This window comes from Nocardia vermiculata NBRC 100427 (assembly GCF_001613265.1).
Lineage (GTDB): Bacteria > Actinomycetota > Actinomycetes > Mycobacteriales > Mycobacteriaceae > Nocardia > Nocardia vermiculata.
In genome coordinates this window covers 114667-138314 of record NZ_BDCA01000015.1, presented here as the reverse complement: position 1 = coordinate 138314, position 23648 = coordinate 114667, and the positions used below count along the sequence as shown (strand labels likewise).

19 protein-coding genes and 2 pseudogenes are annotated in these 23648 nt (G+C 64.4%); 13 read left to right on the top strand and 8 right to left on the bottom strand.

Annotation, left to right across the window (positions count from 1 at the left end):
- Nucleotides 1-613 precede the first annotated feature (613 nt).
- Nucleotides 614-2068: a hypothetical protein gene (locus NV2_RS17100; protein WP_067874892.1), complete on the bottom strand. Its 1455-nt coding sequence runs from the start codon at nucleotides 2066-2068 to the stop codon at nucleotides 614-616.
- 297 nt (nucleotides 2069-2365) lie between these two features.
- On the opposite strand from NV2_RS17100, the gene NV2_RS31455 reads away from it, so the two are divergent.
- Nucleotides 2366-3559, top strand: coding sequence for a hypothetical protein (locus NV2_RS31455; protein WP_157102944.1), 1194 nt, complete (start codon nucleotides 2366-2368; stop codon nucleotides 3557-3559).
- A gap of 61 nt (nucleotides 3560-3620) precedes the next feature.
- Nucleotides 3621-4765 (top strand): annotated as a pseudogene (locus tag NV2_RS17090) (IS3 family transposase).
- A gap of 648 nt (nucleotides 4766-5413) precedes the next feature.
- Here the strand turns inward: NV2_RS17090 and NV2_RS17080 are convergent.
- Nucleotides 5414-6013, bottom strand: coding sequence for a TetR/AcrR family transcriptional regulator (locus NV2_RS17080; RefSeq protein WP_067874887.1), 600 nt, complete (start codon nucleotides 6011-6013; stop codon nucleotides 5414-5416).
- Nucleotides 6014-6231: 218 nt separating this feature from the next.
- Here NV2_RS17080 and NV2_RS17075 point away from each other — a divergent pair, with 218 nt between their 5' ends.
- Complete coding sequence (locus NV2_RS17075) at nucleotides 6232-7602, top strand: alpha/beta hydrolase (RefSeq protein ID WP_245662643.1); 1371 nt, start codon at nucleotides 6232-6234, stop codon at nucleotides 7600-7602.
- Nucleotides 7603-7993: 391 nt separating this feature from the next.
- Nucleotides 7994-9649 (top strand): serine/threonine-protein kinase, encoded by a 1656-nt coding sequence (locus NV2_RS17070; RefSeq protein ID WP_168436128.1) that lies wholly within the window; start codon nucleotides 7994-7996, stop codon nucleotides 9647-9649.
- A 26-nt stretch (nucleotides 9650-9675) separates the two neighbouring features.
- Here NV2_RS17070 and casG read toward each other — a convergent pair whose 3' ends face one another.
- Nucleotides 9676-11337, bottom strand: coding sequence for a steroid-24-oyl-CoA synthetase (casG, locus tag NV2_RS17065; protein WP_067874878.1), 1662 nt, complete (start codon nucleotides 11335-11337; stop codon nucleotides 9676-9678).
- 527 nt (nucleotides 11338-11864) lie between these two features.
- Nucleotides 11865-12944, bottom strand: coding sequence for a DUF1152 domain-containing protein (locus tag NV2_RS17060; RefSeq protein ID WP_067874875.1), 1080 nt, complete (start codon nucleotides 12942-12944; stop codon nucleotides 11865-11867).
- 74 nt (nucleotides 12945-13018) lie between these two features.
- On the opposite strand from NV2_RS17060, the gene NV2_RS17055 reads away from it, so the two are divergent.
- The 4 genes and pseudogenes from NV2_RS17055 to NV2_RS32840 all read left to right on the top strand — a co-directional run.
- Nucleotides 13019-13762: a GntR family transcriptional regulator gene (locus NV2_RS17055; protein WP_067874873.1), complete on the top strand. Its 744-nt coding sequence runs from the start codon at nucleotides 13019-13021 to the stop codon at nucleotides 13760-13762.
- Between the two features lie 256 nt (nucleotides 13763-14018).
- On the top strand, nucleotides 14019-14321 hold the full coding sequence (locus NV2_RS17050) for a hypothetical protein (RefSeq protein WP_245662642.1): 303 nt from the start codon (nucleotides 14019-14021) through the stop codon (nucleotides 14319-14321).
- On the top strand, nucleotides 14297-14839 hold the full coding sequence (locus tag NV2_RS17045) for a DNA-directed RNA polymerase subunit beta (protein ID WP_157102943.1): 543 nt from the start codon (nucleotides 14297-14299) through the stop codon (nucleotides 14837-14839). Before NV2_RS17050 ends, NV2_RS17045 begins: the two co-directional genes overlap by 25 nt.
- A gap of 259 nt (nucleotides 14840-15098) precedes the next feature.
- A pseudogene (locus tag NV2_RS32840) lies at nucleotides 15099-15266 on the top strand (alpha/beta hydrolase); the annotation flags it as partial.
- On the opposite strand, the gene NV2_RS32835 reads toward NV2_RS32840, so the two are convergent.
- The 4 genes from NV2_RS32835 to NV2_RS17025 are packed head-to-tail and all read right to left on the bottom strand — an operon-like array spanning nucleotide 15226 to nucleotide 18375.
- The gene (locus NV2_RS32835; protein WP_245662646.1) at nucleotides 15226-15528 is read right to left on the bottom strand and encodes a restriction endonuclease; all 303 of its coding nucleotides are present in this window, start codon (nucleotides 15526-15528) and stop codon (nucleotides 15226-15228) included. The pseudogene NV2_RS32840 and the gene NV2_RS32835 sit on opposite strands and share 41 nt — an antisense overlap.
- A gap of 53 nt (nucleotides 15529-15581) precedes the next feature.
- Nucleotides 15582-16238 carry a TetR/AcrR family transcriptional regulator gene (locus tag NV2_RS17035; RefSeq protein WP_067874863.1) on the bottom strand — a complete coding sequence of 219 codons (657 nt, stop codon included), beginning with the start codon at nucleotides 16236-16238 and terminating at the stop codon, nucleotides 15582-15584.
- An 11-nt stretch (nucleotides 16239-16249) separates the two neighbouring features.
- Nucleotides 16250-17770, bottom strand: a complete 1521-nt coding sequence (locus NV2_RS17030) for a class I adenylate-forming enzyme family protein (RefSeq protein WP_067874859.1) — start codon at nucleotides 17768-17770, stop codon at nucleotides 16250-16252.
- A gap of 32 nt (nucleotides 17771-17802) precedes the next feature.
- Nucleotides 17803-18375 (bottom strand): VOC family protein, encoded by a 573-nt coding sequence (locus NV2_RS17025; RefSeq protein ID WP_067875016.1) that lies wholly within the window; start codon nucleotides 18373-18375, stop codon nucleotides 17803-17805.
- A 128-nt stretch (nucleotides 18376-18503) separates the two neighbouring features.
- Between NV2_RS17025 and NV2_RS17020 the strand changes: the two genes are divergently transcribed.
- The 5 genes from NV2_RS17020 to NV2_RS17000 all read left to right on the top strand — a co-directional run bounded on the left by NV2_RS17020 (nucleotide 18504) and on the right by NV2_RS17000 (nucleotide 23637).
- Nucleotides 18504-19124 (top strand): TetR/AcrR family transcriptional regulator, encoded by a 621-nt coding sequence (locus NV2_RS17020; protein WP_067874856.1) that lies wholly within the window; start codon nucleotides 18504-18506, stop codon nucleotides 19122-19124.
- A gap of 128 nt (nucleotides 19125-19252) precedes the next feature.
- On the top strand, nucleotides 19253-20806 hold the full coding sequence (locus NV2_RS17015) for a long-chain-fatty-acid--CoA ligase (RefSeq protein ID WP_067874852.1): 1554 nt from the start codon (nucleotides 19253-19255) through the stop codon (nucleotides 20804-20806).
- A 49-nt stretch (nucleotides 20807-20855) separates the two neighbouring features.
- Entirely contained in the window at nucleotides 20856-21965 is a 1110-nt protein-coding gene (locus tag NV2_RS17010; RefSeq protein WP_067875013.1) for an alpha/beta hydrolase, read from the top strand.
- A complete protein-coding gene (locus NV2_RS17005) occupies nucleotides 21962-22408 on the top strand; it encodes a nuclear transport factor 2 family protein (RefSeq protein WP_067874850.1) in 447 nt (148 codons plus the stop codon). Before NV2_RS17010 ends, NV2_RS17005 begins: the two co-directional genes overlap by 4 nt.
- A gap of 65 nt (nucleotides 22409-22473) precedes the next feature.
- Nucleotides 22474-23637, top strand: coding sequence for an enolase C-terminal domain-like protein (locus tag NV2_RS17000; RefSeq protein WP_373863576.1), 1164 nt, complete (start codon nucleotides 22474-22476; stop codon nucleotides 23635-23637).
- The last annotated feature ends 11 nt before the right edge of the window (nucleotides 23638-23648 follow it).

Genomic DNA, 23648 nt, shown 5'->3' with positions numbered 1-23648 from the left:
CACGTAAGTGTCGCCGGGCCTGGTCTTCGCTGGGCTCATAACCCAGAGGTCGCAGGTTCAAATCCCGTCTCCGCTAACAGCAAGGGCGGTCCTGACCAGTAGGTTTCAGACCGACCTCAGTCTTTGTCGAGGTTCTTGGCAACGGATTTGGCATCATCCGCGAATCACCACTGCCGATCAGCGCCTAGGGTTGTGAAATGCGCTGCTACCAGCAGATATTCAGCGGACGCCACGGGACGATTGGGATTGCGATCGCTGGGTGCGGCTCCATGAATCGCGGTTGGGGCGACGCGTTGCATGCGGCTTCCGCGAGAGCGTCGACAGATTCCGATCCGCCGAGCACCTCACGGACGCTGTGTCCTCGGCAGCGTGGCATCGCGAGGTCATCGTTGCCGGTCGAGGGCGTTGGTGCCGAAATGGGGTGGGGGCGGAGGTTCGTGTGGCGGGCACGGACACCGTCGGAGAAGTAGTGCTCGTTTTCCTGCGTTCCAGCGCACACGAACTGTTCTCAGTACAAGTCGCTCCAGCTCCAAGCGCCAGCCCCGTGATCGCGCGCGGGTCGGAGGGTGAAGGCCGATGTGGGCAGCGCACCGCTCGTGACGTGCCTGATGATCTACGGAAGCGTTCCGAACTCCCAGTCCGGGGGCCACGGCTTGCTCAATGTCAGCTGCTCAACCGGCTTTCGCTGGTAGTCCTGGTGCGGGCCGTCTGGGCTCCACCCTTCGAGAAACGGTCGCAAGTCGTCGACGCTGGGCTCGATGTCGAACGCTATGTTGGCCAGAGACGCTGGCCCCGTTGTGGGGTCGAGTCGGTTGGCCAGCTCTCGGCCGACGGTGCACCAGTTGCGCAGGTTCGTCGCCGCCTGCGGGTCGTTCGCGTGCTCCGCAGCAGCGGCGCTGTCGTCGAGGATGGTGCAGATTTCACGCAGGTCCTGGGCATTGCGCCATGCGTCCAGCGCCGCGACCATGGTTCTGCGCTGCAGCATTGCTTGTGCCTGCGGCCTCGCGGCAGCCGTGATTTGTTCCCATTGTCGACGCTCCTCCATTCGTCTGCGATTCGCCTCAGCCATATGTGCTTGATGTTTCCGGTAGTTGTCCTCTGCCGTGCGTGCCGCTTCCTCGTGGCTGGCCTTGATTTCGGTGATGATCGACCGGATTCGTCGTTCGAGTGGTGACCGCTTCTGATCCTGCCACGTGTGGGTATTCGTCGACCCTTGGTGCGCAGCGATCTTCAGTCGGAGCCGTCCTGTGGGGGTCGTCTTGGTGTACGTGGAAGTGATCTCCCAGTAGTCGGCAGGGCGGCCGTAGGAGTTGAGATGCTCCTCGGCGAGTGTCAGCTCCCATCTTTCGGTGCCGATGCGGTAGCCCAGCTTTGCGTGCTCACCGCGACGAGTCAGCCGAACTTCTTGATCGTGCTTCGCTGCTGCGATATTGAGATCGATCAGGAACTGCATCGCCCGCTCCCGCTGTCCGTTGCTGACTTGCAGGGCTGCTGGATTGTCGATCAGCAGTTTTCGCAGATCCTGCGGCGGGATCTTCTTGTTCTCGGCCTTCGACTTTCGAGCCTGCTGTCGTATCCGGTACCAGTCGGTGTCGGTGTCCTCGTCGGTATCCAGCAGGCGCACCACGATGTCCCCCTCTGCTCGACCGGTGTATCGGATCACCTGACCTTCCGGGACGAGTCCTCTTCGCCGAGCAGCGTCTACGGCACCACGATAGGCGGCTCGTGTCTTCTCGTCCGGTTCCACAACCCGCACGGTCCCGTTTGGTGTCTTGCCCAGCCGACTTATCAGCTCCTCCGCGTTCTCCGAATCGCCGTGGGAGTACCAGCCTGATGGTCGATCGTTCTCGGGATGGTAGCCATGCCTGAGGTAGTATCTGCCGACGTCGGTGATGCCGGCCGCGAAGAACCCCTTGCGTTTCGAGATCGTGACCAGGCCGCGCGACTGTAGTGCGTGAGCCGAGACTCGCAAGGGTGCACTCTCCGGGCTGTTCAGGTCCTCGCCGTCTGCAATCCGTTCCAGGAGATCGCCTTGCCGGTCATTGAGTTGATCGCTTCGCCGCGTCATCTGACTATGGTGCGCGGCCTGGCTTCTCGTCGTCCGGGACTTCGCTGGATCGGTCCGGAGCTGCGGATGAAACGGTGCTGGCCGCTGGCAGCCGGACCGCTCGTTGTATCAGCGACACCAGGCGTTCGGACGCTGAACCATCCAAAGCCGACCGACATCAGTACAGCAAAGTAATGCGCTCTTGGCGGTATCGTGCGGGCGGCAGCGGGGACACCTGCGGTGGGTACCGCGATCGCGAACAAGCAGGAGGCGGCAGTATTCGGTTGCCCGGTTAACTGCCCTTAACCTCCTCGAGAGGTGGCGCAACGAATCCTGGCCATGGCGATCCAGCGACATCTACCCGGCAAGCCGCGGCCGGTTGCGCGAGTATTGCAGGAGTACCGGGCGCGCCGAGCTCAGCGACCAGACCATTGTCCGGAGGCTTTGTGGCGGCTCTTGGTTCCTCCTCCAGAAGAGTTGCGGCGCTGGCGGATCCAGCTGGATTGCAGCTGCATCCACGAGGTTCTCATCCATGCCGACCATGAGCTGCCCTTAGGTCCGTTCTACGACCCGAACAGCCGTCACCGGTTGCCGCACGGACAGATGGCCTGTTGTTCGGATCGCAGCGACGACGACTGCCCGTGTCATTTCCAGGAGATTGTCGACTGGGGCCGGCGTCGAGAACAAACCTTGCCCGCCGACCCCATAGATCCCCCCGACTATTTGGCCGACGTCGACGACGCCGTCGATTTGTGGGCGAAGATTCGGAACGACAAGCCGGTGACGCGGGCGATGTGGGAGGTCGAGCTGGCGTGCGGCCATTTCGCGGAAACGTCCGCCCCGAGCCTCGAGTGGCAGCCCGGTGACCCGCCAGAGACGGTGTCGGCTGAGCGGGCCGCGCGGCTGACCTCGGAGTGGGAGGAGTGCTACGCCACGCAACCACCGTCCAAGCATGATTCCGAGGACCATCGCGGCCATCGCCGTCGAATGCTGGCGCTGAGATGGCCGCGCCCCGTACCAGAACTGGATTGTTGGCCGTGCAGTTACGCCCGACGCATTCAGGCCTACGAATACGTGGGCCCTCTCGTCGAGTCGAGCCAGTCTGCACCGCCTGCTGGGCAGCTGAGTCCGCTGGCTTCGTATCACCGTCGTGGCGTCCCGCTCGAGGCATACGAGCTGACCCGAACTGACCATCGCTACCAGAGATCGGCTGAAGCTTCCCGCGACTATCTCCGCGAACAGATGAAGGAGTTCAGGGCAGAAGAAGCTGCGGATCCTGAACTTCGGGAACGCCGAACGACATCTGTTCTGAATGCCTGGAAGATGCTGGCTAGTACCACAACCCACGATTGCGAGATCATGCGATGGCGCGTCCGGCTGTATTGCGGCCACGTCGTGACTACGAGCCGGCATTGCACAATCGAGGATCCGACGCAGCATGGTGCGTCATCGATGCGGTGTCCGGAATGCGGAAAGGATCCCGCGTGCATCTGGCCTGTCCCCGGTGGATGACTCCGCCTGGTTTTAGAGTCCTTGTTGGCCCTGGTTGGGGCTGGAAGGGACACTGAAGGACATGGCAGGACGGAAACGGCATTCCGCGGAGGACATCGTGCGGAAGCTGCGCCGTGCCGACGAGCTCGCCGCGGCAGGACAGACGGGCGAGCAGATCGCCGCCGACTTGGGAGTATCGGCTGCGACGCTCTACAACTGGCGCCGCCAGTACGGCGGCATGGACACCGACGCGGCGAAGGAGCTCAAAGAGCTGCGCGAACAGAACAACCGGCTCAAGCGGCTGCTCGCGGATGCGGAGCTGGAGAAAGACGCGTTGCGTGAGATTTCGCGGGGAAAATTTTGAGCCCAGCGGCCAAGCGGCGCGCCGCGCACATGCTCCAACAGGTCATGGGCATGTCGGAACGGTTCGCCTGCAAGGTTGTTGGGCTCCACAGGTCTACATATCGGCGACTGCCGGCCTCGCAGACCCCGCACGATCCTGACGTCGGCGCGCGCGAGTGGCTGCGTTCGTATGCCACCAAGAACCCGTGCCACGGTTTCCGGCGGGCCTGGGCGGCATTGCGGTTCGACGAGGGCCACCGAGTGAACAAGAAGCGTGTCCACCGACTCTGACGTGAAGAGGGCCTGCAAGTTCGCACGCACTCCCCCCGCAAGCGTGCTGGTCAGTCCTCGGTCCCGATCATCGGTGCTGACGCACCGAAGGTGGTGTGGGCGTTGGACTTCCAGTTCGATTCAACCGTTGACGGGCGGGCGGTGAAGATCGCGTCGATGGTCGACGAACACACCCGTGAATCGCTGTTGCATCTGACGGAACGTTCCATCACCGCCGAACGCTTGGTCGCCGAGCTGGAGCGGGTGTTCACCGCTACCGGCGGCCCACCGAAGGTGCTACGCATGGATAACGGTCCAGAGATGATTTCTGTTGCGCTGCAACAGTTCTGTGGTGATCGCGTCGGGATCTCCTATATCCCACCCGGAACACCGTGGAACAACGGCTACATCGAGTCGTTCAACCGGCGGCTGCGGCATGAATGCCTCAATCGCAACCACTGGACCAGCCTGCTCGAAGCCCGCGTCGTGATCGGCGATTTCAAAACCGATCACAACCACCGGCACCGCCACTCGGCACTGAACTACCGGACACCGGTCGAGTACGCTGCGACCTGCAGCCACACCAATCACCCCGTGGTCTGCGACATCAACTGAGAACGGATCGACCCCGGACTCAAAGACCGGGTGGTCGCACCATCGGGGACCGGCCACATCGTTGCGTACGAACCCATCGGACTCCGAGCCCCGCGTCCGGACGACAGTACCGCGGTCGCGTCGTGCCTGCCTGACAAGAGACCCACCCGCAAGCATCTCGAGGCTCGCATCGCCGAACTGGAGGCGGAGTTGGACGCTGTTCGTCGAACCTCCGCCGATCGACCGGACGTGAGCACCCCGTCAGAGGAATAATGGCATTCGCGCTCGAACGATTCGACGAGCTGTATCGAACACGCGGCCGGGGACTGAGACTCCGCGGTCGATGAATGTCGGTGTCCAATCGGTGACGCTGGACGGGCGCTTCGAATCTGGACTCGCGACAGTTCCCGACCCGAACCCTAGTTACCGCGTTTCACGGAAGAGCGCGGTGCGCAGCCGACGGCGGATCCTGCGCGGAAGTGGTTTGCGGCTGTCAGCGCTCTTCCAATTCTCGAGGAACGCCGACAGCAGCCGGTGGTCGGGGTAGCCGAGGCCGGCGAGCATCTTTCGATCGATAGCGATTGCTGACTATTCGCTACTGGCGGGAATTGGATTGGTGGTCGGGCGTGTCGACTCGAGCTGGTCCCATGAGGAACGCGTTCATATGCGTCATCTGGACTTCAGCACCGCGTCGACCGCAAAATACAGCGTGACGTTCTCATTCTCGAGAATCGATGTTTCGGAAGGCAACGCTCGTTCGATCGACAGGCCGTTGAGAACGGTATTGAGGAACCGTGCGTGGTTGGTGATGTTTCCGTCGGCGACGACGCCTTCCTTCGCGAGAACGGACAACCAGTGTTCGACGCGACTCTGCCCTTCGTTGGCCATCGGCAGATAGGACGCACGTAGCGAATCCGTGTGTTCGGGGGCGATGAACGCCTCGAACACTTTGGTCCACGCGCGGCGAATCTCGTCGCCGAGTTGCGGCGCGAGAGTCTGTCTCAAGCATCCGACCAGTCGATCGCGCGGTGGGACCGACTCATCGGAGATGAGATGTTCGCCTGATCCCACGACGTCGTAAATCGTTGCGAGGACGGCGTCACGTAGTGCCCGCTGGGTGGGGAAATGATGTCGGAGTGACCCCATGCTCACTCCCGCGCGGGCGGCTACCGCACGCACACTCAGCGTGGAAGCTGGGTCCTCGCCGATCATCTTGCAGGCCGCGATGATGACCTTCGCGCGCGAGTCGAGCTTCTTCTCCTCGGTCATTGCACCCTTTCCAATACGACGTGCTAGCACGCTGTGCTACTGTCGCCCCGTTGAACGAAATAATACAGCGTGCTAGTCCCGGTTGGGAAAGGAACAGACGCGTGAAGCCCCGACTCCTCTGCTTGACGACCACGGTGGCCACCCTGACGGGAATCCTCGTCGCCGGGTGTTCGACGACCCCCGAGCACCCCGATGTCGTGCGACGGGTTTCGACGGATGTGCAGTGGACGGCCTGCCCGGACGGCGCCGAAGCCTCGAAGGGCGGTCCGCGGCAGTTGCAGTGCGCCAAAATTCAGGTGCCGCGCGACTACAACGACCCCGAGGGCGTGAAGATCGATCTCGCGATCTCGAAACTGGCCTCGAAAAACCTCGACAAGCGTCGCGGGATATTGATGCTGAATCCGGGCGGGCCAGGCGGAACCGGCCTCGATCAGCCTGAATTCCTTGCGAAGCAGGGTATTTCGCAGGAGGTGCTGGATACTTATGACCTCATCGGCATCGACACCCGAGGTGTCGGGCACTCGACTCGCATCAGCTGTGGATTCACCGACGACCTCGGTTACCTCGGTGCGGTTCCACCCTACGCATACGACGATGCGGCATTCGACGAACAGGCCGCACTGTCGGAAGAAGTCGCTCGCCGATGCGCTGAGGACCCTCTCGTGCCATATGTTTCGACGGCGAACATGTCGCGCGACATGAACCGGGTCCGCCAGTCGCTCGGGGAGGAGAAGGCAAGCTTCCTCGGCTATTCCTACGGATCTGCGCTCGGCGCGGCATACGCGTCGATGTATCCGGACACCGCTGATCGGATCGTTATCGACAGCAACATCGGAGATACCCACCTCGACTACGAAGGAATCCGAAACTACGCACTCGGAATGGAAGATGCTTTTCCTGACTTCGCGAAATGGGCGGCGGACCGGAGTGATCGATTCGGACTCGGCAACACTCCGGCAGAGGTGCGCGACACATATTTCGAGCTGGCCGACAAGCTCGACCACGACGTCGTCGACGGACTCGACGGGCGACTCTTTCGCTTGAGTACCTTTGTGGCACTGTATAATCCGCGCATGTACGAGGCGACCGCGAAGGCATGGAAGTCCGCACGAGAAGGGGCGCCCTCGGGGCAGGTGCAGCTTCCGCATGTGACGCCGGAACTGGACAACACATGGTCGGTGTTCCTTGCAGTGACGTGCAACGACGTGGAGTGGCCGGAAGATCCCGCCACGTACAAGAAAGCCATCGCCGCAGACAGCAAGGTTCATCCACTCTTCGGGGCGGCGGCCGCGAACATCATGCCGTGCGCGTTCTGGCGCTCCGGGCCATCGGAAGCTCCCGTCGCAATCGACGACGGTGGTCCGACGAACGTTCTGATCACACAGAACCAGCGTGATCCCGTGACGCCGTTGCGTAATGCCGAATTGGTGCACGAAGAGTTCGGCGACCGCTCCCGGCTACTGACCGTCGACAACAGCGGACACGGCGCGTACGTGCTCGGGAAGAACCCCTGCGCCGACGACGTCATCGGCGAATACCTCGTCACCGGCTCCATGCCGACCGATGGTTTCGCTTGCGGTGCGGCCTGACGCGGTAACCGTCGGGCCGATCATGTGTCCGTGCGGTGGAGCTGCTGACGGTGAGGACCTCGCCGAGGCCTGGGGTGGACCCGTCGTTGAACGTGGTCCATTCCCCGCTGAAGCCCTGTCGGGGTCAGGCGGTCGCGATCACCGAGTTGATCGACATGCTGAACCGACTGTTGCACGGTTTCGACGGAAACCGACCACCCGCCCATGGGCGATCATCACCAAAACCTCCCAGGCGTCGGCACGGGCGACAACAGGCCACCACGTCGAGTGTGAAACATCCGTGCTGTCAATGGAGTTCGGCGATTGCCGGGACGTTCAACGGGTCCGCAGTGCCGGTTTGCCTGCGGTATGGTCGGTGACCGACGGCGTACCGGGAGGGGTGACAGTAGCGATGATCGAGCTCGAGGCTGGTGAGTCGTTCGCCGGGTACATCATCGACCGTAAACTGGGTGCCGGTGGCTGGGGAATCGTTTATCTGGCGCAGGACCCGCGGCTGCCCAGGCCGGTCGCGCTGAAGCTGCTCGATCCGACCAGGGCCGACCCGGAAGCCCAGCAGCGGTTCGAGCATGAGGGCAATTTCACTGCCCGGCTGGATCATCCGAATATCGTGACCATCTTCGATCGCGGGGTTACCGGGGAGATCCACTGGATTGCGATGCAATTCGTGCACGGCACCGATGCCGGCGCACTCCGCAGCGTCGAACCCGAACGGGCTTTCCGGATCGGGGAGCAGATTGCGGACGCCCTCGATTACGCGCATCGGGTCGGGGTGCTGCATCGGGATGTGAAGCCGTCGAACTTTCTGATCGCCGCGCCCGAGCCCGGACGTCCGGAACGCGTGCTGCTCACCGATTTCGGTATCGCTCGTCTGCGTGATGCGACCACCGGCCTGACCCGAACCGGTTCGGTAACCGGGACCGCCGCGTATATCTCGCCGGAGCAGGTTTCCGGTGGTGTCGTGGATCACCGGTCCGACCAGTACTCCCTCGCGTGCAGCCTGTTCGTGCTGCTGACCGGGCAGTCGCCGTTTTCGGTGACCGATCCGCTCGCCCTGGCGTACGCGCACGTCTATCGGCCGCCGCAGTTGCCGGGCCAGTTGATGCCGGAGCTGGCGGTACTCGATCCCGCCTTCGCGAGGGCTCTGGCCAAGGAGCCGGACGATCGTTTCCCGAGCTGCCGCGAATTCCTTGCCGAGGTGCGGCGCGCCGAGCTGGAGATCGGTGTTGCCGGGGTGATCAGCGATATCACGGCCGTGTCGATGCCGGTGGACAACGTGAGGCCGGGGGACGGGACTGTTGAAGACACGACTCCCGAAAACGCGGACCCCGAAGGTGTGACTCCGGAAACTACGCCCCGGGAGGACGCGCATCCGGACAGCTCGGAGACAGCGGGTGATTCGGGCGGAATCCGGTTGTCGCGCAATGTGCTGCTGGCGGCAGGTGTCGTGGTGGTCATCCTGGTGGTGGGCGCAGGGCTGGCATTGGGGACCGATTTGTTCGGCAGGTCGGACGAGACGGATGGGTCCGCGCACACCGTGCCGGGCGCCGCATCGGGCTGGGACGATCGGCACGCGCCCGCCTCGGTCGCCTTCCCCGGACTCATCGGTGGAATGAACGCCAATACGGGATGGCGTGGAGCGACCTGCGCGCAGAACGATCCGGGGTCGGTGGAGAATCCCGCCGATCACGACTACGCCCGCATCTCGTGCACCGTTCCGATGGGGGACTCGGGTGAGACTCCGCTGATGGTCGACATCATGGACCGTGCCGGTTCCGCGCACGCGGATCTCGGTCTCGACGAACTGGTTTCGCGCCTGTTCAGCGGATGTGACACCCGCCCGCAACGCATAGAGCACGACAGGCAGCCGCAGCCTCCGCTGGTCGTCACCTGTGCCGGGACCGACTACGGTCGCGATGTCACACATCCTCCGGTGTGGACGTTCTTCCCCGAGGCGCCGTATTCGCGCTATGTGGCGGTGATGACCTGGAAGGGGCACACCATCAATCAGATTCTCGACCAATGGCGGCAGGTTCCGCTGGGACGATAGGGACTGCCAGATCCGCGACCACCGGTTCAGAAGTCGACCCGGTGCCGCATCACCTTGCCGGTGGCGTTGCGCGGCAACGGTTGCCGGGTCAGCCTCCACCGGGTCGGGACCTTGAAATAAGACAGTCGCCGCGACGCGAAGTCGCGGAGTTGTTCCTGGGTGGTGTTCGCGCCAGGTTGCAACACCACCAGGGCGGCGACTTCCTGACCGAGGTCGGCGTGGTCGATCCCCAACACCACGCATTCGGCCACGTCGGGATGCTCGTCGAGACATTGTTCGATCTCGACGGGGTAGACGTTCTCGCCGCCCCGCAGAATGAGATCCGAACGGCGACCGGACAATCGCAGCTTGCCGTCTTCGACGATCCCGTAGTCACCGGTGCGCAACCAACGGTCGGGGGTGATCGCGGCCGCGGTGGCCGCCTCGTCCTCCCAGTAGCCGAGCATGACGAACGGGCTGCGTGCGCAGACCTCGCCCTCGGTGCCGTCGGGCACCCGTTCGCCGAGGGCGTCGCGGATTTCCATCTCCACGGTGATGATCGGCCGACCCAGGGTTCCGGGGTTCGCCGCAAGATCGGCGGCGGTCGCCACGGTGATGGCCGTACTGCATTCGGTGAGGCCATAGCTGTCGACCAGAGCGGTGCGAGCGAACGGCAGCGTCTCGCGCACCTTGTCCTTGAATGCTTCCGACGATGGCGCCGCCGACATGGCGAGGTTCTGCATCGAGGACAGGTCGTATTTGTCGAGCCCGCCGTGCTCGAGGATGCGGCTCACCATCGTCGGCACCGCGCCCCAGTTCGTGATTCGTTCGCGTTCGATCAGGCCGAGGATGGTGTCAGGGTCGAACGCGCCCTGCGGCATGATCACCGTCCCGCCGGTGAGCAGGCGCGGAACCACCAGATTGTGCAGGCTGGCGATATGGAACAGCGGTGAGGTCAGAAGCGTGCGGGTCGGGCTCGGCGCGGTGGGGTCGTAGGTTTGGCCGCGCATTTCGGCGCCGAGGGCGTCGCCGTAGCGGATGTAGTCCACGACCGCGAGCAGGTTGCGTTGCGAATGCAGGACCCCCTTGGGTCGACCGGTGGTTCCGCTGGTATAGAGGATGACCGACGGATCGTCCTCGCCGATTTCCGTGCGCGGCGCGTCGGCGCCGGCGAATTCGGCGATCAGGGCGGGGAGGTCGGCTTCCATGGTCAGCACGGTGACGGTGTCCGGCAGTTCGGGAAGTGCGGCAGCACGTTTCGCGTCGACCACGAGCACGGTCGGACGGCTGTGCCGCACGCCGTAGCTGACCTCCTGGGGTGCCCACCAGCCGTTGAGGCCCACGGTGATGGCGCCGAGAAGTTGTGTGGCCCAGAAGGTCATCACCCATTCCGGGGTATTGGCCGCGAGCACGGCAACTCGGTCGCCTGCGCCGACGCCGTACTTGTCGTGCAGTGCCCGCGCCAACGCGGTGACGGATTCGCCGTGTCCGGCGAAGGAGATGCGTCGGTCGGCGGTGACCAGATAGTCGCGATCACCCCACGCCAGGGAGTCCGTGAACAGTTCGGCGACCGCCCGTCGGCGATTCTTCATGACCTGCATCCGGATGCCCAGTACGTCCTGCTCGACCTGTTCGAACGGCCCGCCGGGCCCGGTCAGGCGTGCGAGTGCCTGTTCGAGTGACGGCTGCGGATCGGTGCTGGCGGTCATGAGAGCCTCCGGTTGCGCTGCGATGCTTGTCACAGCTTTCACTGCCGAACGCCCGGCTTTCGAGACCGATTACCACTGAGCGAGACCGGAACACCTTCTCACGCCCGCAAAGGCCCCCGACAGGCGATCCCGAGCGCGCGACACGAGCGACTGAGGCCGGGGGATTCGAGTCGGGGTCGTCCTGGCCCCGGAAGGCGGTCACCGCGTCCACGATCCGGTCCTCGACGACGGCGAGCGGGCAGCCACTCGAAAACAAGGTGGCGTACAGCCAGTAGTCCGAGCTGGTGCGCGGAGTGATGTACGGGGCGCCGGTGCCCATGAGGTCCATGACTTCGCCGATGCGCGGCACCGACAGGGGAATGATTTCGGCCCCTACGTTCGCTGTCATACCGGCTCATCAGCCGGGATGGCGCCCGCGGCCTCCGCGATCCGATCAATATCCCGCGCCAAGTCGGAATCCAGTACGGTCAGCTTCGGTCTCGAAGCCTTTGTCGTTGCATGGCCGATTCGAAGGTGCCGAAACCGGATTACCGGCATCTGTACAGCGGCGGCCGGAAGTTGAGGCCGCGGGAATGGGTAAGCAATGTACGCAACGCGTCCGTGGTAGGCGGATCAATTGCGCGAACCAGTTCGGCGACTCGTCGGATGGTCAATGCGTCGACGCGACCTCGCGCCCCGCGAACGTACTCGTCGATGACGCCCAGGGTCTCCCGGTTCGGAACCACCACCTCCGCATACCCGACCACTGCGCGCCGCCGCTCAATATCGAGCTCACTGCGACCACCGCGACGGTTACGCAGTATCGCCTCCGCTTCCCTCAATTCGGACGTTGATACGAGCGGCGCGGCCAAGGATGTGTCGACCAGCCGGCGGGCGTCGACCTCGAATATGTGAGGTGCTGCGTCGGTGAGTTCGATGACTGCGGCTCGCTGGGTTTCGACTCTGCCTCGCCATCCACTCGCGGCGGCGGCGAGAAGGCCGTTGGCCTCGGAGGGATGCCAGGACCACACGTCGGTGAAGGGTGCGGCGTCTCGTGACGTCAAAGCACCTGTCCGGCGAGCTTCGAGTTGGTGCAAGCGGCTGCGGAGTTCGCGGTTTGTCAACTCCCCGTCGAGCCCTGTTCCGGCGACGATCACGCGGACAGGCAGAGCTGACCGTGCCGCCGCCGCGAGAGCGAGGGAATCGGCCAGCGGCGTCCGTAGAGAATCTTCGTGCCCCTCGGCGAGGATATCGCCGCCGACATCAACAACCACTACCTCGGCTGCGGCGAAAACCTCTGCTGCACTGTTGATCAGGTCCGCCATTCCGGCTGCGCCAGATGCCGCGTCCAGTAAGAGCACAGGCTTGTCGATACAGCCGGCCAAGCGGGGCAACGTCGACTGCCCTTTATGAAGTGCGGCGCCAGCCGGAATTTCCATGACGCCTCCACGGTCGATCAAGCCCTGGAAGTCCGTCGCTGTGCGGGGCCCAGGCACGGGGTCGATCATGAAGCGATCCCAGGAGTAGCTCATGATTGCCCGGATTCCCAGCTCCGGCATCGCCGAGGCCAGCATGGCGGCCGCGATGGCATCGCCTCCACCGCCGGCTGCAATTGCGATCGCTGGCATCGCTGAATGAACCCTTCATTCTCAGGACTCGTATAGTGGCTAGTGGCATACGGTAGTTGACCGGAGGTGGACAGGTGCCCCAGATCCAAGAGGTGCTGCCGAAGTATCTGCAGATTGCCGGTCATCTTCGAGACCAGATCGTGCGCGGTGATCTACCTCCGGGAGCCGAGGTGCAGTCCGAGCGCGAGCTCGCCGTTGCCTGGAACGTCGCACGTCCCACTGCGAGCAAAGCTCTGCAGGTGCTGCGACAGCAAGGGCTGGTCGAATCCAGGCAAGGGTCGGGCACCTATGTTCGGGCGCCCCACGCCGCGCCGCGGGCCCGGGAACGCCTCGAGCGAGCTTCGACATTAGGAACTATGTACTCCGATTCCGAAAGTGTCGAGTTCCCGGCTGTCGGCTTCGCTATCGGACCCGCTCACGTCACGGAATCACTCAACCTGCCCGCCGGTGATCGAGTTGTCCGTCGGCAACGGATCATCAGCAACGACACCGGCGTGGTCGAACTATCGACGTCGTGGTTCCCGGGATACTTCGCTGAGATAGCACCGCGATTACTCCTCACGGAACGGGTAGGCGGCGGGACCCTGGGGTATCTCGCCAAGGCTGCGGGCAAACGAGCGGCCTATGTACACGACCAGGCGTGCGCACGAGCCGCCACGGACGATGAGAACGCCGTACTCGGTTTGTCGGCCTGCTCGCCTGTGCTGGCCTACTGGCTCGTGGCCTACGACTCCGCCGACTCTCCGATCCAGTTCGACGAGGCGGTGTATCCACCGGAACGTTGGGCTGTCCGCCAAGAGTATCCGGTGAATATTTAGCGCCGGCCGGAGTGCCTGACTGAAATTTTCACCAGCTTTTGCAAAGTGGCCTAGTCCACTTGGATAAAGTGGCATAGTCCAGTTCGTACTTCGGCAACTCGGCACTGCAATCCCGACTGCCGAGTGGGACACAATCAGAGGGGACGTTTATGACCAGTTGCGATTGGTGCCTGCTGCTTCTGATCTGCAACCTGCTCGGGCTCACGTTGGCGCTGTTCCGGCTGCCGCTGAACCGCGAGCGTCGCAAGGACCGGTCGTGAGGGGCGGTCGTTCGATCGCGCTGGGGTTTACCCATCCGGATTCGGACGTGTCGGAGTGGGATCTCGCTCAGCTGCGCCGACTGGCGCGGCACCTCGGGTACACGCTGGTGTGGCCGCCGCAGACGAGCCGGATACCGCTGGTCGACCAGGTTCGCGCCACCGGGGCCGATGTTGTGATCGTTCCGTCGACCGATCACCTCGGTCCGGTCACTCTGCAGGCGGTGATGTGTGTTGCCGATGTCGAGACCGTCCGGCCGCGATTGTCTTTCGCTCGATGGGCGAGCGAAACCCGCCCCTGAACTCCGAGTACGGCTGCCGCGCAACGTCACTCGACAAGTTGCCGATCTCTTCCACCAGAATCGAGGTTTCGATGTCCCATCCGGTTGATAGCGCTGTGAACACTGTCTTCGGCTACTACCGAGACCGCTGTGGCCTGCCCGTCTCGATCGATCCCTGTTCGGGCCGCCTGGTTGTGAGAGCCGGTGCGATAGCGGCGATTACAACGCCGGAGGCGCTCGGTCAACGGGTGTCGTCTTCCCTCCGTGCCGTCGGTGTCGAACCGGGGCCGGTCATCGTGCATACCCGTAGTCGGCGGTGGACGTTCCTGCTGGAGCCCGACATCGCGTTCGATGACTACGAGCTCTACGCCGAAATGTATTGCCGCTCGGTAACCCTCGCACCGATGGGGGCCAGTGTCGCATTGCCGGTTCCGGGCGATCCGGGCGACAGCTACCGGAGCTGGAAGCAAGTACCGGCCGGGGCTTTCCGGCCTTCGGCTGCGTTGGTGATCCAGCATGTGCGGAACGAGAGGGCTTGAGGAGTGGTCGCGATCGTGACTGTCCTGATGGTGATTGTCTGCTGTGTTTTCATCGGGATCGGGTGTTGGTGGCCGGCGCGTGATCCAGGGTTGACCGTTGCTGTCGTGCAACGGCGGCTGGCATTCGAAAGTTACTGCCGCCACCTGGAATCCCAATGGCCCGCACGCACCGACATCGAAATCGACCACGACCTAGTCCTGACCCGACTACACGCAATGGCCGCCACCGACGCACAACGCGCACAAGGACACCAGCACAATGCGATTCACTGCTGATCCCACCGTGGCCGCCAGCACCACTGATCCGCTGGCTTCGCCGTCATGGACAGCGGAGCTGGCCCAGACTTGGGGAAGCCATCTCATCTCACTCGGCGACGTCGGCCATCTCAACCTGGCTTCGGGGTTCGGCCCCTGGGCCCGAGCACACGAACTACTCGACGCCACGATCGCGCTCGCCCAATTGCCTGCAGACACTTCGACGCATTCACCGTGGCTGCCAGAGCACCTTCGGGCGGGTCATTCGAAGTAGTCCTCGTCGACCTCAACGATGGTGAAGGTTGTCGTGTCCGGACGGCGACGCCGTAGCGGATCATGAGCTCTGCGAGGCGCCTACCATCGATGAGGATGATGCGGGTGCTGATGCTCTGCGCGTACTCGGGGGCACCCGATGTGAAGGCGCTGGTGGTGATGAAGACCCCGCGGGCAGCTCCGACGCGGTGCAGGGCACCGACGATACCTCGAGCTATCCAGTCGGTGGAGGTGCGCTGTGGGGCTCGGCATCAGCGGTCGCCGGAAGCGGGTCTATCCAGTACACCGCATGTCCCCAGAGTTGCCACAGGGTTTCGACTGCGGTCTCGTCGGTGAGTTCGAATTCCGGGTTGTCGTTCTGGTACTGCCAGGTGAGGCAGAACTGTTCGATCATGGCGGCCAGTGCCGAGGCGGCGATGTCGGGGTGCAGACCGGGGCAGTACCCGGCGGCCTGCGCCGCGCGTATGCCGCTCGCGATGAGTTCGGTTGCGCTGCGGTGGATCTCGCGCCACCGCGCGGCGAATGCGGGATCGATCATCGCCGCCTGGGATATTCCGATCACCTCGGCCAGGTGTTCGCGGTAGTGCAGCCAGAACAACCGGATCGCCTCCCGCAATGCGGCGATCGGGGTGAGGCCGCTGCGGTAGGGTTCGGCGATCTTGGCTTGCAGTTGCTCGCTGAAGTCTTCGGCGAGCTCGGCCAGCAACGCTTCCTTACCGTCGTAGTGCTGGTAGAGCAGCGCGGGGGACCGGCCCGCTTCGGCGGCAATGTCGCTCAAGCGCGCGTTGAGATATCCGTCCCGGGTGAAGACCCGGCGAGCGCCCTCCCGGAACGCTTCCCGAGTTGCGCGGCCGCGCGCGGTCCTGGCCATAGGCATGAACTTTATCGGTGGCCGGCGCGCAACTCGGCCTTGAGTACCTTCCCTGTGGCGCCGCGGGGCAGATCGTCGGCGAATTCCACCGAACGCGGGCACTTGAAGTGCGCCAGCCGCCCGCGGCACCACTCGATGACTTTCGCCTCGGTCACCGGCTCCTCGCCGTTCGACACCACCACGGCGTGCACGCGCTGTCCCCATTTTTCGTCCGGGATCCCTATGACCGCGACCTCGGCGACGGCGGGGTGTTCGGCCAGCGCGAATTCGACCTCGGCGGGATAGATGTTCTCGCCGCCGCTGATCACCATGTCCTTGGCGCGGTCGACGATGAACAGGTACCGGTCCTCGGTGAGGCGAGCGATATCGCCGGTGTGGTACCAGCTGTCGGTGAACGCGGCATCGGTGGCGTCCTGATCGCCCCAATATCCGGCAAACAGGCTTTCACCTCGGATGATCAGTTCGCCCGGTTCGCCGGTCGGCACGTCGCTGCCATCCGGTGCCACCACCCGTGCCTCCCAGCCGATGGTGAGCTGCCCGGCGCTGGTCAGATACGGGCTGTCAGGAGTGTGGTCGTCGGGGCTCAGCTGGGTGACGAACGACTGGCATTCGGTGCCGCCGTAGATCTGCCGGAAGCGGCAGCCGAGGGTTTCCACGGCCGCGCGGAGCAGGGTCGGCGTGATCGGTGCGGAGCCGTACTGGATCTCCACGAGTGCGGACAGATCCGGCGGGCGGGCCCGGGACCGGATCTCGGTGACCAGCATGTCGATCAGCGTGGGTCCGGCAGTGAAGAATTCGATGCGCTCGGTCTCGAACGCGTCCACCACATCCGCCGCGCGGAAGGTTTCGTGCACGGTCAGCGTGCCCGCGGTGAGGATGGCCTGCATCGCCTGGGCGAAGCCGGCCAGATGAAACAACGGCATGATCTGCAGGTGCTGGGCCCCGGCGACCTGGTCACCGATATCGAGCGCGAAGCCCGACAGCGACCGGATGAGTGAGCCGTGGTCGAGTGGGATCAGCTTGGGGCGACCGGTGGTTCCGCTGGTGTGCATCAGCGCGAACACCGAATCGGAGGTGAGCCGCTCGACGGGGCGGGGTGGGGCCGGCGCGACGGCCTCCGGTTGCCACCCGTCGTCTCCCTGGCCGCCGAGTACGACCTTGGCCCTGAGGTCGCGGGGTGGTTGTACCGAATCGAGGGTGGAAACCAGGTCCGGGCCTGCCAGGACTGCCACCGGATCGATCAGGTCGAGCAGCGGTGCCAATTCGTGTGCGGTCAGCCGCCAGTTGATCAATGCGGGGATCGCACCGGCACGCATCAGTGCCAAGGCTTGGATGAGGTAGGCCGCACTGTTGCGGGCGATGACCGCGACCACATCGCCCGGGCCGATGCCCAGTGTCGCCCAGCCGCCGGCCCGCCGTTCGACTTCGGCGAGCAGTTCGCCGTAGGTGTAGGCGTTGTCGGCGTCGCGCAGCGCGGGCTGGTCTCGCCGCCCGATGGCCCGCCACTCCAGCACGTGTATCCAGCTCTGCATGAGATATCCCTCCGGACGGCGATCCGCCGGTGTCAGGCGTCCGTGACTGTCGAGAGGGTCCGCCCGGCCCGGCTCACCGGTGCGTGCTGAACGTCTGCATCGGTGAATTCGCGCATCCAGCAGGCGAATTCGAGCAGAATCCCGTCCGGGTCCTGGAAGTAGAATGAGCGAACATAGACGCCGGGGTGCATGGTGGTCGCCACCTGAGTCGGGCTCTCGTCATGATTGACGATGGGGGCGACCTTGACGCCCTTGGCCTTGAGTTTGGCGCGGTATTCCTCGAACTTGTCGGCGGGGACGTCGAAGGCGACGTGATTGAGCGAGCCGATGGCGCTGGACCATTCGCCGAATCCGGGTACGGCCACCGGAGCCGAGATGCCGGGCACCCCCTCGGGTGCGTCGGGGAACCAGAAGAAAGCCAGCGAGTTCCCGCCGCCGGCATCGAAGAAGAAGTGCTGGCCCTGCCCGTCGGGAAGGTTCACTGTCTTGATCAACGGCATTCCCAGGACCTGCGTGTAGAACTCGACCGTGCGCGCCATATCGGAACACACGAGTGCGACGTGATTGAAGCCGCCGAGCTGGAATTCTGGATTCTCTCGCGTCATCGCCATCCTCCTGATCGCCGTGACTTATGAATCTGAGGTTAACATCAGGTTCATAAATCGGCCAGAGCCTGGCTGAACCACGCTGCTCCGGCAGTTAGGGTCGTGACCGACGAGGTGAGGAGTTCGGTATGGCTGAGCGTGCGCGTCCAACTATTCGCGGCCGGGAGACCTTGGCCGCGATCGAGTCCGCGGCGCGGAAGGTGATCGCCGACAAGGGGTTTCTCAAGATGACGATCCCGGACATCGCCAAGGAGGCGGGGCGCTCACCGGCGTCGTTCTACAACTATTTCGACTCCAAGGAGGCTCTGCTGGCGCATTGGGCCGAGGAGTTCAAGGTCGAGGCGAGCCGCCGTGCGCGACCCGCCGACCGCTCCGGCCTGTCGCATCGGGAGCGCGTTACGCAGTCCGCCCGGGCCCATTGGGATACCTACCGGGAGCGGCTCGCCGAGATGGTCGGTGTCAGTCAATTGGCGATGGTCAACGACGAGTTCGCCCGGTATTGGCGCGAACTCTGTGATGACGCGGTGGCGGGCATCGCGGAATCGATCGTGCATGCGCAAGACGAGGGTTACTGTCCGGGGCTGGTGCCGCGAGTGACCGCCTCGGCGATCGTGGCGATGCTCAATCAGTTCTGTTACGAGCACCTCGCCGGTGGCGCGCCCGATATCGACGACGACGAGGCGGTCGCCGCGCTCGCCGACATCTGGTTCCGTGCGATCTATTGGAAGCCCGGCACCGACGCGATGTGACGGATCGGCCCCTGGGGTCTTGTCAGCGCCGCATCCCTGAGACATGATTGTGAGATCAGATTTATATTTTTGGGCGGATGGGCAGCGCAGTCGAGGGAGCTGACCTCCGGCCCGGCGTCAGGAGTCCGATGAAGGTCGATGCGTCACTGGCACATATGGTGCGGCACTGGTCGCGGGTCCGCCCGGAGGCGACCGCGATTACGGTCGGCGGTCAAGGATCGCTGAGTTATCGCGAGCTCGACGAGCTGACCTCGCGATGCGCCAACGGACTGCGCGCCCTCGGCGTCGGAGCGGGGCAGCGAGTCGCCTTTCTCGGGCGTGACACCCGTACCTGGGCGACCACGCTGGTGGGCGCCTCGAAGGTACGAGCGGCGGGGGTTCCGCTGAATTGGCGTCTGGCCCGGCCGGAGATGGCGGAGATTCTCGCCGATGCCGACCCCGCGGTCATCGTGTGCGAACCGCACCTGCTCCCGCTGCTCGGCTTGCCTGCCGAGGAGCCGGGGAACGGCGACTGCCTCGTCGTCGACGGGGTGGCCACACCGTTGCGGGCGTGGCTCGACCAACAGAGCGCCCAGGACCCCGGCGGTGAACCGGAACCGGAGGACATTGCGTTCCTCTTCTACACCTCCGGTACCACGGGACGACCGAAGGGCGTCCAGCTGGCTAACCGCAGTGTGAGCGCCAATCTGGCCAAGACCGCGCCGTGGTCGATCGGCCCCGACGATGTGGTGTTCGTGCCCGCCCCGACGTTCCATCTGTCGGGCAGCGGATGGCTGTTCCTGTGTCTCGCGCGTGGTGCGCATGCACTGTATGTGAACGAGATAGTGCCTGCCGAGGTGCTACGCCTATTCGAAAGATATTGCGTCACACACGCACTGGTGGTGCCGGCGGTATTGCAGATGTTGGCGCGCGACCCGGTGGCCCCGGAAGTCGACTACTCGGCATTGAAAATGATCATCTACGGCGGCTCGCCGATTTCGACCACCGTGCTCGGGGAGGCCCGCGAAATGTTCGGCTGCGAGCTGACCCAGTCCTACGGCATGACCGAGAGCAACGGCCCTATCACCTTCCTGTGGCCGGCCGACCACGCGCCGGACGCTCCGGCGCATCGGCTGACCTCCGCCGGGCGGCCGGTCGATGGTGTCGAGGTCGCCGTCTTCGACCCGGTCGCGGGCGAGCGGCTGCGGCCCGGACAGGTCGGCGAGGTGTGGACCCGCAGTGACCTGCTGATGACCGGTTACCGCAACAGGCCCGCCGAGCAGGCGGCGGCCGTCACCGCGGACGGCTGGTTGCGCACCGGCGATGCCGGCTACTTCGACGAGGACGGCTATCTCTACATCACCGACCGGGTCAAGGACATGATCGTGTCCGGTGCCGAGAACATCTATCCCGCCGAGGTCGAGAACACCCTGATGGAACATCCGGATGTCGCGGACGCCGCGGTAGTCGGTGTGCCGCACGAGAAATGGGGTGAGACGGTCAAGGCGGTGGTCGTGGCGCGCGCGGGTGTCGAGCTGCAGGCCCGCGAGGTGATCGACTACTGCCGCCGGAACCTGGCCCACTACAAATGCCCGACCACGGTCGACGTCGTGGACGACCTGCCGCGCAACCCGAGCGGCAAGATCCTCAAACGGGTGCTCCGCGACCGCTACTGGCCCACCGACGGCCGCCGGGTCGGATAGATCACCCGCAGAATACTTTTCCTCATCACCGCAGGAGCGAACATTGACTATCGAACGGACATTCGTCGGACTTCCCTCTCCGGTCGTCGGGCGGGCCGGCGCGGGCGGGCACCCGTGTCAGGGCATCTATCACACCCCGGCCGGTAAATCCCCCAGGGTGGCGGTGATCGCCACCCACTACCAGATCGATTTCTCCGAGCACTATCTCGCCGAATACCTCGCCGAGCGCGGGATCGGATTCCTCGGATGGAACACCCGTTTCCGTGGCGACGAGAACCACTTCCTGCTCGATCACGCACTGGTCGACATCGGCGTCGGCGTCCGCTGGCTACGTGAGGTTGCCGGCGCGGAGATCGTTGTGCTACTGGGCAATTCCGGCGGCGGATCGCTGATGGCGGCCTACCAATCGCAGGCGACCGAGCCGAATGTGACACCACTGCCGGGCATGCGCCTGGCCTCCGGCGCCGACGAACTGCCCGCGGGCGACGCCTACATCTCCGTCGCCGCGCATCTCGGCCGGCCCGACGTGCTGACCGCCTGGATGGACGGCGCGGTCGTCGATGAGAACGATCCACTGAAAACCGATGCGTCCCTGGACCTGTTCGATCCGCGGAACGGACCGCCCTACGATGCGGACTTCGTGGCCCGCTATCGGGCCGCCCAGGCCGCACGCAACCGGCGGATCACCGCCTGGGTCAAGGCCGAGCTGGCACGATTGACGGAGGGCGGATACCACGACCGGCCGTTCAGCGTATTCCGCACGTGGGCCGACCCCCGAATGGTCGACCCGACACTCGAGCCGACCCGCCGCCGCCCGAACAGTTGCTATGCCGGTAAGCCCGAGCGCGCCAACCGCTCGGTCTACGGCATCGCCGCGGCGTCCACACTGCGCACCTGGCTGAGCCTGTGGAGTCTCGATGATTCCCAGACCCGCGCGCAACCACATCTGGCGCGAATCGGGGTGCCGTCGCTGGTGGTCAACGCCGACGCCGACACCGGGGTCTACCCCAGTGACGCCGACGCCATGTACGAGGCGCTGGCGAGTACGGACAAACAGCGCCACGACATCCACGCGGACCACTATTTTCTCGAACCTGCCGGTGCCCGTACCGAACTCGCCGATCTGACCACCGCGTGGATCGAGAAGAGGTTCGCATGAGCGAGGCATCGGCACCCTGCACCGCCGATGGGCTCGATCCGGCGCTGGAACAGTTGGCCGGGGATTTCATCGCCGCGGTCGAGCGAGGCGATATCGACGAGATCGCCGGGCGCATCTATGCCCCGGACGCGATCATCTGGCACAACAGCGACGGCCTGGAAATGACTGTCGCGCAGAACCTCGCGTCTCTGGCCTGGCTTTCGGCGACGCTGAAGGACATGCGCTACGAGCAGGTCTCCCGGATGCCTGCCCGAGACGGCTACGTACAACGTCATGTTCTGCGCGGGCGCTGCCCGGGCGGCGAGGAAATCACCGTGCGGGCCTGCTTCTTCGTCACCGTCGCGGGCGGCCGGATCACCCGCATCGACGAGTATCTGGACTCCGCGGCCAGTGCAGATCTGCGCAAATACCGGCCCGACGGGCTGACCGAGACGAAGTCATAACCCGCGCTGGACCCGCCCGCGGGCGGATCACCCTGCCGCAATACACATGGACAAGGAGCGATGCCGTGCGCATCACCGCGATTATGGAGACACCGGTCCGATTACACGGCGACGTCGCCAACGCACTGGTGAACTTTTCCAGCCATACGATCTCGCTGGTCGCTGTGGTCTCGGACGTGATTCGCGACGGCAAACCCGTGGTGGGGGTGGCTTTCAACTCGATCGGCCGCTTCGCGCAGAGCGGCATTCTGCACGACCGAATGATTCCACGGGTGCTGGCGGCACCACCGGATTCGCTACTCGGCGAACAGGGACGGATCGATCCGGCGAAGGTACTGCGGTGTGCGATGCGGGACGAGAAGCCCGGCGGCCACGGGGACCGCGCAGCGGCGGCGGGTGCCCTCGAGCTCGCCTGCTGGGATCTGGACGCCAAACTCGACGACGAGCCCGCCTATGCGAGCATCGCGCGTCACTTCGGGCGGGAGCCGATCACCGGCGGAGTGCCGGTGTACGCCGCGGGTGGTTACTACTATCCGGATCGGGGGATCCCGCAACTGCGTGAGGAGATGCGCGGATACCGCGACATAGGTTACGACGCATACAAAATGAAGATCGGCGGCGCCCCGTTGGCCGACGATCTCGCACGGATCGAGGCCGTCGTCGAGATCGTCGGTGCGGCGGATCGGGTCGCGGTCGACGCGAACGGCCGGTTCGATCTGGCCGCCGCCACCGACTGGGCTCAGGCGCTGAGTCCCTACAAACTGCGCTGGTACGAGGAGGCCGGCGATCCGCTGGACTTCGACCTCAACCAGCGCCTGACCGACAGTTACGCGGGGCCGGTCGCCACCGGCGAAAATCTGTTCTCGGTACAGGACGTGACGAACCTGGTGCGGTTCGGCGGTATGCGCCGGCAGCGCGACATCTTCCAGATGGATGCCGGACTCAGTTACGGGCTGACCGAGTACGCCCGCATGCTCGGCGTTCTCGAGTCCCATGGTTTCGACCGCGGGTTCGCGTTCCCGCACGGCGGTCATCTGCTCAACCTGCATATCGTGGTCGGTCTGGGGCTCGGCGGTTGTGAATCCTACCCCGGCGTATTCCAGCCCTTCGGAGGCTACAGCGAGCAGTGCGTCCTCGCCGATGGGCGGATCACGCCGACCGATGCCCCCGGCTTCGGGCTGGAACAGAAGACCGGCCTGGCCGAGCTGATCACCGAGTTGCTGGAATAAAGACACGAACC

Coding starts and splice junctions, on each gene's coding strand:
- NV2_RS17100 (WP_067874892.1), bottom strand. CDS start 2,068: ATGACGCGGCGAAGCGATCAACTCAATGACCGGCAAGGCGATCTCCTG.
- NV2_RS17080 (WP_067874887.1), bottom strand. CDS start 6,013: ATGACCGAGGAGAAGAAGCTCGACTCGCGCGCGAAGGTCATCATCGCG.
- NV2_RS17070 (WP_168436128.1), top strand. CDS start 7,994: ATGATCGAGCTCGAGGCTGGTGAGTCGTTCGCCGGGTACATCATCGAC.
- casG (WP_067874878.1), bottom strand. CDS start 11,337: ATGACCGCCAGCACCGATCCGCAGCCGTCACTCGAACAGGCACTCGCA.
- NV2_RS17060 (WP_067874875.1), bottom strand. CDS start 12,944: ATGCCAGCGATCGCAATTGCAGCCGGCGGTGGAGGCGATGCCATCGCG.
- NV2_RS17045 (WP_157102943.1), top strand. CDS start 14,297: ATGGGCGAGCGAAACCCGCCCCTGAACTCCGAGTACGGCTGCCGCGCA.
- NV2_RS17035 (WP_067874863.1), bottom strand. CDS start 16,238: ATGGCCAGGACCGCGCGCGGCCGCGCAACTCGGGAAGCGTTCCGGGAG.
- NV2_RS17030 (WP_067874859.1), bottom strand. CDS start 17,770: ATGCAGAGCTGGATACACGTGCTGGAGTGGCGGGCCATCGGGCGGCGA.
- NV2_RS17025 (WP_067875016.1), bottom strand. CDS start 18,375: ATGACGCGAGAGAATCCAGAATTCCAGCTCGGCGGCTTCAATCACGTC.
- NV2_RS17020 (WP_067874856.1), top strand. CDS start 18,504: ATGGCTGAGCGTGCGCGTCCAACTATTCGCGGCCGGGAGACCTTGGCC.
- NV2_RS17015 (WP_067874852.1), top strand. CDS start 19,253: ATGAAGGTCGATGCGTCACTGGCACATATGGTGCGGCACTGGTCGCGG.
- NV2_RS17005 (WP_067874850.1), top strand. CDS start 21,962: ATGAGCGAGGCATCGGCACCCTGCACCGCCGATGGGCTCGATCCGGCG.